Origin of the sequence: Bacillus sp. G16, from assembly GCF_021282335.1 — a bacterium.
Classification (GTDB): Bacteria; Bacillota; Bacilli; order Bacillales; family Bacillaceae; genus Bacillus; species Bacillus inaquosorum.
Genome location: NZ_JAJSOZ010000002.1, coordinates 315,489 through 329,272, shown reverse-complemented (window position 1 = coordinate 329,272; position 13,784 = coordinate 315,489). Strand labels below are relative to the sequence as shown.

Sequence of the window (13,784 nt, the reverse complement as noted above, 5' to 3'; positions counted from 1 at the left end):
GTTTGAAAACCAGCGAATCAACTGTCGGATTAAAATTCAGAAAGTTCAATAGATTCTACACAAATGTTCTTGGCTTCCTTAATGAGCACATTTACGACAGCCCGTTTTCCTTAACAGAAACAAGGATTTTATTTGAAATTTATAATACGCCTCATTGTACCGCAAAAGCCCTTCAGGATAAGCTTGGGCTTGACCGGGGATATGTCAGCAGGATTTTGAAACAGTTTGAAAAAGAAGATTTGATCTATAAACAAAGGAGCAAAGATGACGCCCGCCATCATTATATTTATGTCACGGAAACGGGGAAAACGATTTATAAAAAGCTGGAGGAGAAAGCCAACGAACAAGTGGAACTGATGCTGAATGAAATTGACCAAAAGGACCAGCACAAGCTTGCGGAAGCGATGGCAGAGATTGAAGCGATCCTTTCACAGTCGCTTTCTTCCAGAACGCCAGACATATCGATTAGAGATTATTTTCTTTCGGATGATCTTCAGCTTCTCATCGAAAAACAGAGACACTTTTATGCGGAGGCTCATGGCTGGGACGACACGTTTTTAGCTTATCTTCATGAGACATTTGATGCGGAAATCGAAAATATATGGATCGCGGAAAGCGGCGGGAAATTTGCCGGCTGTGTCGGGTTGGTCAAACATGATGAACAGACAGTGCAGCTCAGATGGTTCCTGGTTGATGCTGCTTTTCGAGGCAGAGGGCTCGGCACTCAATTGATGGAGCATCTACTTGCATACTGCCGAGACATGAAGTTTGAACGCATTTTCCTTTGGACGGTGAGCACCATGGCTGAGGCTCGTCCGCTCTACGAAAAGTTTGGATTCAGGGTAAGTGAAGTGAAAAAAGAAGCGCCATTATGGGGACAGCGTCTGACAGAAGAACGGTGGGATCTGGAGCTGTCATGAAAAGACTGCACTATGCTTGGATCATCGTTTCCGTCACCTTTTTGATCTTATTGGCCGTTCAGGGCGTGCGTCTGTCGTTTGGTGCATTTGTGGAGCCATGGGAACGGCAGTTTTCAATGGATAGAGGCACCATCTCACTGATTTCTACGCTGAGTTTTATTGTTTATGGCATATCACAGCCTGTGATCGGGCGGCTTGTGGACAAATGGGGTGCTCGGGCAGTTTTGTCATGGAGTGCGTTACTGACAGGAGTCAGCATTTTCTTAACATACTTTGTCACTTCGCCTTGGCAGCTGTTTCTGCTTTATGGGCTGGGTGTCTCGCTTGGCGTTGGCGGAGCGTCGAATGTGGCCGCAAGTGTATTAGTCGTCAATTGGTTCAGCAAAAAGCGGGGACTAGCCTTTGGGATCATGGAAGCAGGCTTTGGCGCGGGGCAGATGCTTCTTGTTCCCGGCTCACTCATGCTGATCCATTGGTTTAGCTGGAGGCTGACGGTTGTGGTATTGGGGTTGCTGTTAATGGTGATTGTCTTTCCGGCTGCACTGCTGATGCTGCGGAACAACCCTTCAGAAAAGAATGCAGAGCCAATAGGCGGGTTGGCTGAAGCGGAAAAAGAAACAGCACCCAAAACCCCAGCTCTTTCAGTAACCGGGATGTTTCACATGAGACAATTCTGGTTTTTGATTTTGCCGTTTTTGATTTGCGGATTTACGACCGTTGGGCTGATGGATACCCATTTGATTCCGTTTTCTCATGATCACGGCTTTTCAACGACAGTCACAAGTGCAGCTGTCAGTCTGCTCGCCGGCTTTAATATCGCTGGCATCTTACTGTCCGGAATTGTTGCTGACCGGTGGAGCAGCCGGAAAATCCTGTGCTTTTTATATGCGGTGCGCGCGCTGTCGATCGTGATTCTGATTTACAGCCACGAGCCCTACTTGCTGTTAGCCTTTTCCATTTTGTTTGGATTAGTGGACTTCGCAACGGTAGCACCGACTCAGATGCTCGCCACCCAGTACTTTCAAAACTACTCGATCGGCCTCATGATCGGCTGGCTGTCACTCGCCCATCAAATCGGCTCGGCACTCGGCGCATATGTGCCCGGCGTCATCTATACTGTAACGGGTGAGTATACACTGGCTTTTTATTTGTCGATTGGGATGCTCGTGCTGGCGAGCGTGATGAATGCGATGCTGAGGGAGCCCGCGTCGGTCACACGTGACAGTGCGGCTGTGGTGGAGAAGGTGTGAAGAGAGGAAGAAGGAGCATCTCTGATGTTGGGATTATTCAGAGATGCTTTTTTTGTATTTTTGTTCTAATACGAAGTCAATCATTCCGACAATGCGGGTGTTTTCGGATTTTTGTTTGAAGTTTTGGGAGATTTGAATGGCTTTTGCGTTTTTAAAACAAGAGGCAAGCCAGATAAACCCGACAACAACAAAAAATAATCTAGCAAGTAAACTCCCTGCATGGGGTAATTCATTCGTTGTAAAATATAAAAATAGAGTAACTAATGTGCCGTAGATTACTGTTTTTATACTATGTATAAGAGTCAGCTGGGGCTCGCTAAAGAACACTTTTAGCTGATTCAGCATGATAGAATCCTGTTTGGTTAGAAAAGCCAGGATTTCTTTATCATTTTCCTTGTACTGTGTAATTGTTTCGGCTGTTTTTACGGTCTCTTTAAATGTTTGTTGATTTAGAGTCATCCAGTAGCCTCCTTAAAAGTAAAGCACTACATGAGATGTGATATAAATAACCCATGTAGTGCTGGTATATTATTTATTCGCAGAAGGGAATAAAGCTAAAAACGCACTAATAAAAGCTACGGCTCCTCCTACTGCTAAGGATTCAGGTATAGCTGTTATCAAGACAACAACTCCTAATACAGCAGCCACTCCAAAAGAAATATCAGTAAGAGTAGATTCCCAATCTGGAGAGTATATTTCCTCAGTATCTGGTAAAGCAAAGTGCTTCTGTTTTATTTTAAAAGTAATCGTAGTCGTATGTCCATCTGGCACTGTCACCTACTGGAATATAAGGGGTAAAAATTTTTAACTTGAATATTTAACGATAGAGTGGTTGAATTTACATAAACCTCCAAATAACCATTGCGTGCTGATAAGCTGAGACTGTTTAAAAGGTTTTGGTAAGAGTCAATTTGTGACGCAGTGAGAGAGGTTTGTGTCTGCCCATAAACCCGTGAAATAGACAACGTTAAGCATCCATTTTACATCCGTTCTCCATCAGCTTCGCCTTCGGTTTCAGCTCTGAAATGTAGAGGCCTAAAAGTGTAAGCGCACCTCCCAGAAGAGCGATCCATGTCATGTTTTCGTGCAGGATCAGGATGGAAGCGGCGATTGTGATGACCGGGACCATGTAAATATACGCGCTGGATTTGACGGCGCCGAGCACGCCGACTGAGTAATTCCATGTGGCGAAACACAGGGCGGAAGCACCGATGCCGAGGAAGAGCATATTGAGTACATTTGAAGCGGATGAAAATCGGCTCAGGTCAAAATGGAAGTCGAACAAAAATAAAGCGGGAACCATAAACAACAAACCGTACAAAAACACTCTCTGTGTCAGCTCGATGATGTGATAATCGTACGCGCTTAATTTTTTCATGAAAATCGAGTAGCCTCCAAACACGAGAGCGGCACCGACTGCCATGATGTCTCCGAACGGATTCAGACGCAGTACGACATTGCCGTTGAACGTAATCAATAAAAGCCCGATCAGTGCTGCCCCAAATCCAATGAAAAAAGTCAGCCGCAATTTTTCGCCTTCAAGCAGAAAGTGAGCCAGTACAGCAGTAATCATCGGGATAATGGACACAATCATGCCGACATTTGAAGCGTATGTATACGTAAGGGCTATATTTTCTAATAAAAAGTAAAGTGTTACGCCAAATAAACCTGCCCCGGCAAATAACAGCTCATGCCGCCAGTTTTTGAATGGAATCATTTTGGGACGTACGAGAATAAGAGCAATAAAGCCCATCAAAAACCGGTAAAATAATATTTCCATTGGCGTAAAATCAGCCAGCAGCACCTTTGTCGAAATAAAGGTCGTCCCCCAAATCAGAATGGTCACAATGGCTGCGGTATGCCCGGCCGTTTCTCTTTGTGTGCTCATCTTTGAAGCTCCTTTTCAAAAATCTTCATGTATTGCTTCGGCGTCAGCCCCACCTGCCGTTTGAAAAACTTCGTCATATGGCTTTGATCACTGAATCCTGTCTGAAATGCCGCATCGATCGGTCTTACCCCTTGTTCAAGGAGTTTTTTCGCTTGATTAATCCGGATTGTCTCCAGGTAGCTATTAGGCGTAATTCCTTTTTGTTTTGTAAATGAACGCAATAAATGATATTTGCTCCATCCTGTTAATTCACTCAAATCATTGAGCGTAACGTTCTCAGCGTAATGTTTTTCTAGAAATCCGCAAACCATTTTGACTTCGTCGGATGGTTCCGGAATGCTGTTGAGGAACGTGACGTCTGAATAACGGCGGATCAGCTCTTCCAGCAAATGAAGAAACAGCTCCTCCTTGCGCAAAGCCTGCTTTTCCTCGGAAATCAGAATGTGCAATTCCTGCAGGCTGGATGTCAGCTCGTGGCGGAATAACACATGCTGGGAGAAATAAGGGAGATGCCCGGCGCCAGTAATCTCTTCGACCGCCTTCTCCATGACATCCGGCATCACATTGATACACCGATAATCAAGCGTCCGCCCGTCAATCTGCTCACAGCTATGCGTGTCACGGGGGTTAAAGAGGAGAAGATCACCTGGATTGATGATATATTCTTGATCTTGGCAGGCCAGATACCGCTGTCCTTTTTCAATAAAGCCAATCACATAATAATCGTGGAAGTGGTTCGGGAATTTTTGCATAATCCCCTTGAAGCGGTAGGCTTCTATATGAAGATGCGGGTCAAGTTGCAGTGTTCGGGTTTCGTTTTGCATGGGATGCCTCCTGTCGGTGTGGTGGTCTTGGGTTAAGTGTAGCATGATTTTTAGGGATTTCTTGTATGATGTTGCTGTTTGGAATAGAGAAAGCAGACCCGTTATTGGTCTGCTTTCGATTAAGAATGCAAAGATTTTTATTCTTCAATAATAACTTTATCTGCACAACACTTGTGAATATTTTTTGCTCAAGATACAAATTAAGGCCGTTATTATTTTGTCTTTTTAATAAAAATTTATTTTTCGAATATTTCAGTTATAATGGTTGGGAAACAGATAGGAGGGGCAAAGATGTATCAATCAAAGAAGGTTTTATTGTTAGGTTCAGGTGAGTTAGGAAAAGAGGTAGTGATTGAAGCCCAGCGTCTTGGGGTACAGACGGTGGCGGTTGACAGTTACGAGCATGCTCCGGCGATGCAGGTCGCGCATAACAGCTATGTCGTTGATATGCTGGACCGCGAACAGATCAGAACCATTATTGAGAAAGAAAAGCCGGATTTGATTGTGCCTGAGGTTGAGGCCATTGCGACGGATGAATTGCTGAAGCTTGAAGAGGAAGGGTTTCACGTCATCCCGAATGCGCGTGCGGCGAAGCTGACGATGGACCGTGAAGGCATCAGACGGCTAGCGGCGGAAACGCTCGGACTTGCGACCGCTGGCTATGAATTCGCGAATACATATGAGGAATTTGTACAAGCGGCAGCTCAGATCGGCTTCCCTTGTGTCGTTAAACCATTGATGAGTTCTTCTGGAAAAGGCCAAAGCGTGTGCCGCTCTGAAGCAGATTTAGAGAACTGCTGGGAGACGGCGATGGAAGGTGGACGGGTGAAAAACGGCCGCGTGATCGTTGAGGAGTTTATTCCATTCGAATCAGAAATTACGCTCTTAACCGTACGTGCGGTAAACGGCACGACATTTTGCGAGCCGATTGGTCATTTGCAAAAGGATGGAGATTATATCGAATCATGGCAGCCTCATCATATGACAGAGCAGCAAATGGAAGAAGCAAAGCATATTGCGAAAGCCATTACAGATGAGCTTGGCGGATACGGCCTGTTTGGCGTTGAGCTGTTCCTTGCGAAAGATAAGGTGTATTTCAGTGAGGTATCACCTCGTCCGCATGATACGGGCCTTGTCACGCTGGTGACGCAAAATTTGTCAGAATTTGCGCTGCATGTTCGTGCGATTCTCGGCTTTCCGATTACAGAAATCACACAGCTTTCTCCTGGCGCCAGCCGGCCCCTCAAAGCACCGGAAGAATCAGCGGATTACACTGTTGAAGGACTGGAAAACGCACTGGCAGTTCCGAAGACACAAGTTCGCGTATTTGGTAAGCCGATAACGAAAGCCGGACGCCGTATGGCGGTTGCGCTTTCTGCGGCTGATACAGTTGAAACAGCGAGAGAGAACGCAAAGAAGGCATTGGATCAGCTATTTATAAAATAAAATTTGAGCGGGTCTTGTCTTGGACAAGGCCTGTTTTTTTTTCATCCTCCATAAAAGTTTTATCATAAGAATCAGAAACCTGATTATAATGTAAAAGTCTTCCATCAATAAAGGTGGTTGACACAAAAGGAGGGAGATGACAAAATGAAATTAGTTTCAACATTCAGAAAAAAATGGTTCGCTTACTTAACGGTTTTGTGCTTGGCTTTGGCAGCTGCAGTATCTATCGGAGTACCGGCAAAAGCGGCAGAGAACCCGCAAACTTCTGTTTCCAACACCGGTAAAGAAGCTGATGTCAAGAAAAACCAAACGTCAAAAGCAGAACAAGTTTCCGCCCCTTATGAGGGAACCGGGAAAACAAGTAAATCGGTATACGGCCAAACGCAATTGGAAAAAAACATTAAAACCTTACAGCCTTCAAGTATCATCGGAACCGATGAACGCACTAGAATCTCCAGTACTACATCTTTTCCTTACAGAGCAACTGTTCAACTGTCAATCAAGTATCCCAACACCTCAAGCACTTATGGATGTACCGGATTTTTAGTCAATCCGAATACAGTCGTAACGGCTGGACATTGTGTGTACAGCCAGGATCACGGATGGGCTTCGTCGATAACCGCCGCGCCGGGACGCAATGATTCGTCATATCCATACGGAACTTATTCTGGCACGATGTTTTACTCCGTCAAAGGATGGACGGAAAGCAAAAACACCAATTATGATTACGGAGCTGTTAAATTAAACGGTTCTCCTGGAAACACGGTTGGCTGGTACGGCTATCGGACAACAAACAGCAGCAGTCCCGTGGGCCTTTCCTCGTCAGTGACAGGATTCCCGTGTGACAAGACATTTGGCACGATGTGGTCTGATACAAAGCCGATTCGTTCCGCTGAAACGTATAAGCTGACCTATACAACTGATACGTACGGCTGCCAAAGCGGCTCGCCAGTTTATCGAAACTACAGTGATACAGGGCAGACAGCTATTGCGATTCACACGAACGGGGGATCGTCATATAACTTGGGAACAAGGGTGACGAACGATGTATTCAACAATATTCAATATTGGGCAAATCAATAAATACAGCAAACTAGCCATTTTCATATCTATTTTGTTTTTATGCGGATGCAGTTCACAGACGCATTCTGCTCAGAAAGAAACGGCTATTCCTGTCACACTTCATGTGGAGGATGCCAAGGGGCTGCCGGTCGAAGGGGTTCAAGTGACGATCGTTAAAGCACCGGCCCCAGACCAGGAGCCGAGTACAGAGATTGGCGAGATACTCGGTAAAACAGACAAAAACGGAGACATCAAATGGGACACCGGCAAAAAGGGTGACTACTCCGTCGCATTGACGAAGGGTGAAAAATCAGTAACCCATCACATCTCATTAACAGAGGATAAAAAAGATAAGGTTATTCCTTTAGTTTTCAAAGAATAGGCGGTTTTCCTGATTTTAAGGGAAATTGCCTTTTTTTATTTTCACAGGAAGCCAAGCTATATACTGGAAATTTATAATATGAGATAATGAGAAATAGGCATTTTTTCTTACGAGACAAAAGGGGCATTATCCTTTATTTTATATCAATCAAACCCGGAGGAAAAAGAAGAAGATGACACAAGATTCGATGCAGCTTGCCGCGGCAGAAAGCGGCCTTCGCTTTTACCAGGCATATGATCAAAGCCTTTCTTTGTGGCCGATTGAGTCGGAAGCATTCTATGTTTCTACTCGTTTTGGAAAAACACATATCATTGCAAGTGGGCCAAAGGACGCACCGTCGCTCGTTTTGCTTCACGGAGGGCTCTTCAGCTCTGCTATGTGGTATCCGAATATTGCGGCGTGGAGCAGTCATTATCGTACATATGCGGTCGATATAATAGGAGACAAAAATAAAAGTATACCATCAGCTCCTTTGGATAACAGAGTTGATTGCGCAGTCTGGCTGAAAGACGTTCTTGATTTGCTCGGACTTCAGACGGCACATCTGGCCGGCCTTTCGCTTGGCGGGGCCCATATCGTGAATTTCTTGCTTCAAGCGCCTGAAAGAGTAGAGCGGGCAGTTGTTATGAGTCCTGCTGAAGCGTTTATATCACTTCATCCGGATGTCTATAAATACGCTGCGGGGCTTACAGGGGCAAGGGGGGCTGAGGCATATATCAAGTGGATCACGGATAGCCGTTATGATCTGCATCCTCTGCTGCAAAAACAAATTGTGGCGGGTGTGGATTGGCAGGATGAACAAAGAAGCCTGAAGCCGACAGAAAATGGCTTTCCATATGTGTTCACAGACCGGGAATTGAAATCGATTGCGGTCCCAATACTGCTGATGTTCGGTGAGCACGAGGTCATGTACCATCAGCAAATGGCTTTAGAACGGGCTTCGGTATTAGTGCCGGGAATTCAGGCAGAAATTGTGAAGAACGCCGGACATCTGTTATCTCTGGAGCAGGCAGAGTACGTCAATCAACGTGTCTTGTCCTTTTTAAGCGAGGAATAAAATTGTCAGAAACATGAAAAGAATGGCATTCATTGTTCAAAAGGTAACAAATGTTGTATAATAATAGAATTTGAGTGCTGCTTTTTTGGGGGCATTCTATGTTATTATGCTTAATAGAGAAAATTTTTCCTGTAACGCTATTCGATCCATATCGTCGAATGATATAGATGGTTTTACAATTGGAGGTTTGGTTACACTGTGAATTATATCCCCTGTATGATTACGATAGGAAATTTTACTTGCGGACTGCTGGCGATTCATTCCTTGTTATATCACAACATTCACTCAGCAGTGCTTTTCATTTTTACCGGCATGTTTCTTGATTTCTTTGACGGAATGGCTGCACGTAAGCTGAATGCCGTTTCTGATATGGGAAAAGAACTGGATTCATTTGCAGATCTCGTTACGTTTGGCGTGGCTCCTTCTATGCTTGCTTACAGTGTTGCATTGTACGCCCTGCCATTTGTCGGGATCTTATGCGCATTGACGTACAGCATTTGCGGAATGCTTCGCCTCTCTAAATTTAACACTGAGCAAAGCAAGCTTCCGACCTTTATCGGAATGCCGATTCCATTTGCGGGTATGTGTCTCGTTATTCTAAGCTTCGTCTATAACCCGATCCTGCTGGCAATTGGGACTTGCGGACTTTCATATTTAATGGTGAGTAAAATCAAATTTCCTCACTTTAAAAAACATGCGGCAGAAAATCTGGAGTCCGAGAGATGGAATTAGTTCAGCAGCTCATAGCGGATTACGGTTATCTCGCTATTTTTTTGATGCTGGTTTTGGGGATCGTTGGGTTGCCGATTCCAGATGAAGTGATGATGACCGTCGTCGGTTACTTCACACATACTGACGTGCTGAATTATGAGCTTTCAATATTGATCAGCTTTTTCGGGGCTTTGTTAGGTATGCTGATCAGCTACATGATTGGCAGAAAAGCCGGGCGCCCGTTTATCGACAAGTACGGCAAGTGGGTTGGATTGAAGGAAAAGAGAATGATGAAAGTGGAAAAATGGATGAAGAAATACGGTCCATATTCTCTTATTTTAGGTTATTTTATTCCCGGCGTCAGACATGTGACATGCTACTTTTCGGGAATCGGCAAAATGGAGCTGAAAACGTATATTGTGTTTGCGGCAATCGGCGCCTTTTTATGGTGCTTTATTTTTATTACAATCGGAAGGGTTATAGGGATTATTCATGTTTAATACGGCTGTAAAGATTCTGTACCGATCATTGATAGAGCTGACGAATCATCGTCTGTCATCCTATCTGATTAAAGGATTTTGCGAGTCTAAAATCAGCAAACCGGTCATTCCGCTTTTCTCAAAACATTTTCGGCTAAATTGGGATGATGTAAATGGTACGGCCGCTGATTACAGTTCGCTGTCCGAATTGTTCATTCGACATATTAATCTGGAGCGGCGCCCGGTGTCAAAAGAGGCTCATGCGGTAGTCAGCCCTGTTGACGGGGTGGTTCAGACAGTGGGAAAAATCAACCCGAATCAAACCTTTACGGTAAAGGGAAAAGATTACTCATTCGCTGAGCTGACCGGCTGTAAAAGCGCAGACCATCAATTCAACGGCGGGTACTTTGTCGTTCTGTATTTAAGCCCGCGGCATTATCACCGTTTCCATTCCCCGATCAGCTGCAGGTATCAAAAGCTGGCCGAGCTTGGAAATCGCTCATACCCGGTCAATCAATTAGGGTTGAAATACGGAAAAGATGTCTTGTCGAAAAATTACCGGTTTGTGTACGAGCTGAATGGCGGCAGCCGAAGTGTCCTGATGATTCCTGTCGGTGCGATGAATATTAATTCTATCGTGCAGACGAGTACACGGGACGAGCTGGAGATCGGCGAGGAGCTGGGATACTTTTCATTCGGCTCAACCGTCATTTTGATTTTTGAAAAAGACGCGTTCCAGCCTTCCGCCAATTTAACAGAAGGCCAAGAAGTCCAAGTCGGAGAACTGATAGGTTACGAAGAGTAAAAAGAGGAGCTCGCATAAACGCAGCGCCTCTTTTTTTGAAGAAAGGTGAAACTCATGGAGAAACAAATCATCAGCTGGATCACAGATTATCAGAACACCGGAGACGAAGCCGTCCTGAGACAACTGCGGGAAGCGTGCTGGCCAATCGTTGAAGCGGTTCTGCAAGAGAAGGGAACAGATGAAGAGCAAGCGAGTGATTTGCGTGAGAAAGGAATCGAGCGGTTTCCGTTCATCATCAGCAAATACCAAGCGGATGTGCAGCTTCCGGTTGAAACATTTTTACGAAATACGTATCGGTTTTACTTTCATCAAGTGATGAGAGGATCCAGATAAAGCTTCTTTCAGTAGAGAAGCTTTTTTTGTTGGCCGATAAAGGAAACTTTTTCTATATCTATCTCGTAACTACTAGAGAACCCAGAAGAAAAGGAGAGATAGAATGAAACGAATAATAGTGAAAATGACGCTGCCGCTGCTGATTGTCTGTTTTGTGTTTTCTTCTTTTTCAGCCTCAGCCCGTGCTGCTTCTGAAGAAAAACATTGGGAACGCTGGATTGAACGACATGCACATCCACTGGATTCTTCCGATGCCTCAAACAAAGACCTTCGCTTTCTCAAGAAGGTGCTGAAAGGAAAACGAATCGTTCAGTTAGGAGAAACCACACATGGCGCTGGCGAAATCAATGCAACAAAGGTCCGCATGATCAAATACCTCCACGAAGAACTGGGATACGATGTATTGGCCTTTGAGTCTGGCTTTCCCGATACAAATGCATCCTACCTTAATATGGACCAACTAACCTCTAAAAGCACGATGAAAAACTCCATTTACGCTGTTTGGCACACAGAAGATGTCGTTGAACTGTTTGATTACATGAAAGAGCAAAAGGAGAAAGGCGATCCGCTTATCCTTACGGGGTTTGATATTCAAAGCATGAGGAATTCATTCAATGATGCTGCAAACCAATGGGTAAAAGCGGTGGACCCTGAAAAAGCAGAGCTGCTCTCCCAATCAGAAAATGACTTTTCAACATTGGTGACAGACAGCAACACGTTTGATGAATTTACGCAAAAGAAGGAAAAGCTTGTGAAAAACTATCAGGAGCTGATTAAGTTCGCTGAAACACATGCTTCAGAGCTAAAAGCCCACCTTCCGAAAGAGCCGAAAGCTTATGAGATGTTTATGCATTCCCTTCAGCTGAGAATTAACGTAATGGAGACGTATATGCTGGAAGAAATGAAAGAAAAACTAGAGGATTATCCGGAGAATATTGAGGATTTTTCATTCTTTATGAGAGACCGCATGATGGCTGAACAATTTCAGTGGGTAGCGGAAACCCTTTATCCGAAAAAGAAAATCATTGTCTGGGGCCACAACTACCATCTTCGTAAACAGAATACCAAAATGATAAAGGACTGGGTACAGCTAAACGGCCCTAACATGGGTGATTATTTGCCGGAGCGGCTGAAAAAACAAACATATACGATTGGAATCTACGCTTACTCAGGTGCGAGTCTGGATAGCTACGATAATAAGACCGTTAAGCCGGTCACAAGCCCGCCGCCATCTGGAAGTCTCGAAGCCTTGCTGAAAGCTGCGGACCATCCAGCTGTCTTTGTTGATTTTCTCCATACAACAAACAAGAAAGGCACTTCGTGGATGTACACCCCCCGGACAGCACTCTATTGGGGGGACAAAGAAGAGCAGATGCTCCTGAAGGAACAATATGACGGTGTCATTTGGCTGGAGCATATCACGCCATCTGCCATTATCAAGTGAGCAGTGTCCCCCTGTGGTATAACAGGGGGTTTTTACATATCGCAAAAATAATCAAAACATATAAGTTGTGATCCATTATTCTAAAACAGAAAGGAGATTGAAGCGTGCAATGTATTATGAAAAAGCTGTCCAGAAAACGATCGATTGGATTGAATCACATTTACATGAGCAAATATCAAATGAGGATATTGTAAACGTTTCAGGCTTTTCAAAATTCCATTTTCATCGGATTTTTCAAAAAGAAGTCGGCATGTCGGTTGCTTCTTATATTCGGTTAAGACGTCTTGCGAATGCAGCGGCAGCTTTGCTTTATACAGATCTTCGTATTATTGATATTGCTTTGTATTATCAGTTTGAATCTCAAGAAGCATTTACGAGGACGTTCAAAAAGCTGTATCACATGCCGCCTGGCGCATATCGAACATTTATGAAGCGTTTTACTTCAAAAAAGGAGGAATCTTACATGGAGAAAAAAATGAAGGGTTGGGTATTGAGCGGGAGCCATCCGTTCCAATTCGAAATGGGAGTTGACAGGGAAAATGTACATCAGGGAAAAGCTTCAGGATATTTAAAGTCAACGATGGTGCAGGATATCGGTGAATTTGCGACGATGATGCAGCAATTCAAAGCAGATCGCTATCTAGGAAAAAGGCTTCGTCTATCAAGTTTTATCAAAACAAAAGGAGTGCAGCATTTTGCCTCACTTTGGATGCGGGTTGACAGTGCTGCTGATGACGTTCTCCAATTTGATAATATGAGCAACAGACCTATTACCGGAACAACCAATTGGAATCATTATGCTATCGTTTTAGATGTCCCTGAAAATAGCGCTGTGATATCTTTTGGCGTTCAATTATCTGGGCCGGGTCAGGTGTGGATGGATCATGTTGTTTTTGAAGAGGTAGATGAGAGCGTTCCTTCAACAAACCTTGAAATGCCGGGAGAACTTTTAGATGAACCGGTAAATTTATCTTTTGAAGAGGAACTACAAAAATAGTTTTCAGACAACTACTTTTATTAGTAAGTTAATGGAAAATACTATTTGTTATTAATAAACCCTTGTGCCGCGTAGGTTTGTAAGAGCTTGGATATTTTTATCAGTCTGTGCGGATATGTTCATCTTTGCGGCATTTTCCTGTATGATATAGTAAGAGTGTGCATAGCAACTAACTATAATTGAACA

Annotated in this window: 15 protein-coding genes and 1 pseudogene; 12 read left to right on the top strand and 4 right to left on the bottom strand. The window is 44.2% G+C overall.

Annotation, left to right across the window (positions count from 1 at the left end; translation table 11 throughout):
* Nucleotides 1-2 precede the first annotated feature (2 nt).
* Both LWH95_RS03655 and LWH95_RS03650 read left to right on the top strand, forming a co-directional pair.
* Nucleotides 3-920: a bifunctional helix-turn-helix transcriptional regulator/GNAT family N-acetyltransferase gene (locus tag LWH95_RS03655; protein WP_080030900.1), complete on the top strand. Its 918-nt coding sequence runs from the start codon at nucleotides 3-5 to the stop codon at nucleotides 918-920.
* Nucleotides 917-2,170 carry an MFS transporter gene (locus LWH95_RS03650; RefSeq protein ID WP_232919015.1) on the top strand — a complete coding sequence of 418 codons (1,254 nt, stop codon included), beginning with the start codon at nucleotides 917-919 and terminating at the stop codon, nucleotides 2,168-2,170. Before LWH95_RS03655 ends, LWH95_RS03650 begins: the two co-directional genes overlap by 4 nt.
* Before the next feature lie 33 nt (nucleotides 2,171-2,203).
* Here the strand turns inward: LWH95_RS03650 and LWH95_RS03645 are convergent, their stop codons facing one another.
* The 4 genes and pseudogenes from LWH95_RS03645 to LWH95_RS03630 all read right to left on the bottom strand — a co-directional run bounded on the left by LWH95_RS03645 (nucleotide 2,204) and on the right by LWH95_RS03630 (nucleotide 4,882).
* On the bottom strand, nucleotides 2,204-2,629 hold the full coding sequence (locus LWH95_RS03645) for a hypothetical protein (protein WP_148982935.1): 426 nt from the start codon (nucleotides 2,627-2,629) through the stop codon (nucleotides 2,204-2,206).
* A gap of 69 nt (nucleotides 2,630-2,698) precedes the next feature.
* Nucleotides 2,699-3,114: pseudogene (locus LWH95_RS03640) on the bottom strand (glycoside hydrolase domain-containing protein); the annotation flags it as partial.
* A gap of 23 nt (nucleotides 3,115-3,137) precedes the next feature.
* On the bottom strand, nucleotides 3,138-4,058 hold the full coding sequence (locus LWH95_RS03635; RefSeq protein WP_232918981.1) for a DMT family transporter: 921 nt from the start codon (nucleotides 4,056-4,058) through the stop codon (nucleotides 3,138-3,140).
* Nucleotides 4,055-4,882, bottom strand: coding sequence for an AraC family ligand binding domain-containing protein (locus LWH95_RS03630; protein ID WP_019257343.1), 828 nt, complete (start codon nucleotides 4,880-4,882; stop codon nucleotides 4,055-4,057). Before LWH95_RS03630 ends, LWH95_RS03635 begins: the two co-directional genes overlap by 4 nt.
* 291 nt (nucleotides 4,883-5,173) lie before the next feature.
* On the opposite strand from LWH95_RS03630, the gene purT reads away from it, so the two are divergent.
* From purT to LWH95_RS03580, 10 genes are all read left to right on the top strand, one after another.
* Entirely contained in the window at nucleotides 5,174-6,328 is a 1,155-nt protein-coding gene (purT, locus tag LWH95_RS03625; RefSeq protein WP_232918980.1) for a phosphoribosylglycinamide formyltransferase 2, read from the top strand.
* Nucleotides 6,329-6,472: 144 nt separating this feature from the next.
* Nucleotides 6,473-7,411, top strand: a complete 939-nt coding sequence (gene mpr / locus LWH95_RS03620; RefSeq protein ID WP_225516583.1) for an extracellular metalloprotease Mpr — start codon at nucleotides 6,473-6,475, stop codon at nucleotides 7,409-7,411.
* The gene (locus LWH95_RS03615; RefSeq protein ID WP_232918979.1) at nucleotides 7,374-7,772 is read left to right on the top strand and encodes a YbfJ family protein; all 399 of its coding nucleotides are present in this window, start codon (nucleotides 7,374-7,376) and stop codon (nucleotides 7,770-7,772) included. The genes mpr and LWH95_RS03615 overlap by 38 nt, the downstream gene beginning before the upstream one ends.
* Before the next feature lie 172 nt (nucleotides 7,773-7,944).
* Nucleotides 7,945-8,829 (top strand): alpha/beta fold hydrolase, encoded by an 885-nt coding sequence (locus LWH95_RS03610; protein ID WP_232918978.1) that lies wholly within the window; start codon nucleotides 7,945-7,947, stop codon nucleotides 8,827-8,829.
* Between the two features lie 198 nt (nucleotides 8,830-9,027).
* Nucleotides 9,028-9,561 (top strand): CDP-diacylglycerol--serine O-phosphatidyltransferase, encoded by a 534-nt coding sequence (gene pssA / locus LWH95_RS03605; RefSeq protein ID WP_133488650.1) that lies wholly within the window; start codon nucleotides 9,028-9,030, stop codon nucleotides 9,559-9,561.
* On the top strand, nucleotides 9,552-10,040 hold the full coding sequence (locus LWH95_RS03600; RefSeq protein WP_003241384.1) for a DedA family protein: 489 nt from the start codon (nucleotides 9,552-9,554) through the stop codon (nucleotides 10,038-10,040). The genes pssA and LWH95_RS03600 overlap by 10 nt, the downstream gene beginning before the upstream one ends.
* Entirely contained in the window at nucleotides 10,033-10,824 is a 792-nt protein-coding gene (locus LWH95_RS03595; RefSeq protein WP_019257349.1) for a phosphatidylserine decarboxylase, read from the top strand. The genes LWH95_RS03600 and LWH95_RS03595 overlap by 8 nt, the downstream gene beginning before the upstream one ends.
* A gap of 54 nt (nucleotides 10,825-10,878) precedes the next feature.
* Nucleotides 10,879-11,157 carry a hypothetical protein gene (locus LWH95_RS03590; RefSeq protein ID WP_232918977.1) on the top strand — a complete coding sequence of 93 codons (279 nt, stop codon included), beginning with the start codon at nucleotides 10,879-10,881 and terminating at the stop codon, nucleotides 11,155-11,157.
* A gap of 103 nt (nucleotides 11,158-11,260) precedes the next feature.
* A complete protein-coding gene (locus LWH95_RS03585; protein ID WP_232918976.1) occupies nucleotides 11,261-12,601 on the top strand; it encodes an erythromycin esterase family protein in 1,341 nt (446 codons plus the stop codon).
* Nucleotides 12,602-12,710: 109 nt separating this feature from the next.
* Nucleotides 12,711-13,598, top strand: a complete 888-nt coding sequence (locus tag LWH95_RS03580; RefSeq protein ID WP_019257352.1) for a helix-turn-helix transcriptional regulator — start codon at nucleotides 12,711-12,713, stop codon at nucleotides 13,596-13,598.
* Nucleotides 13,599-13,784: the final 186 nt, after the last annotated feature.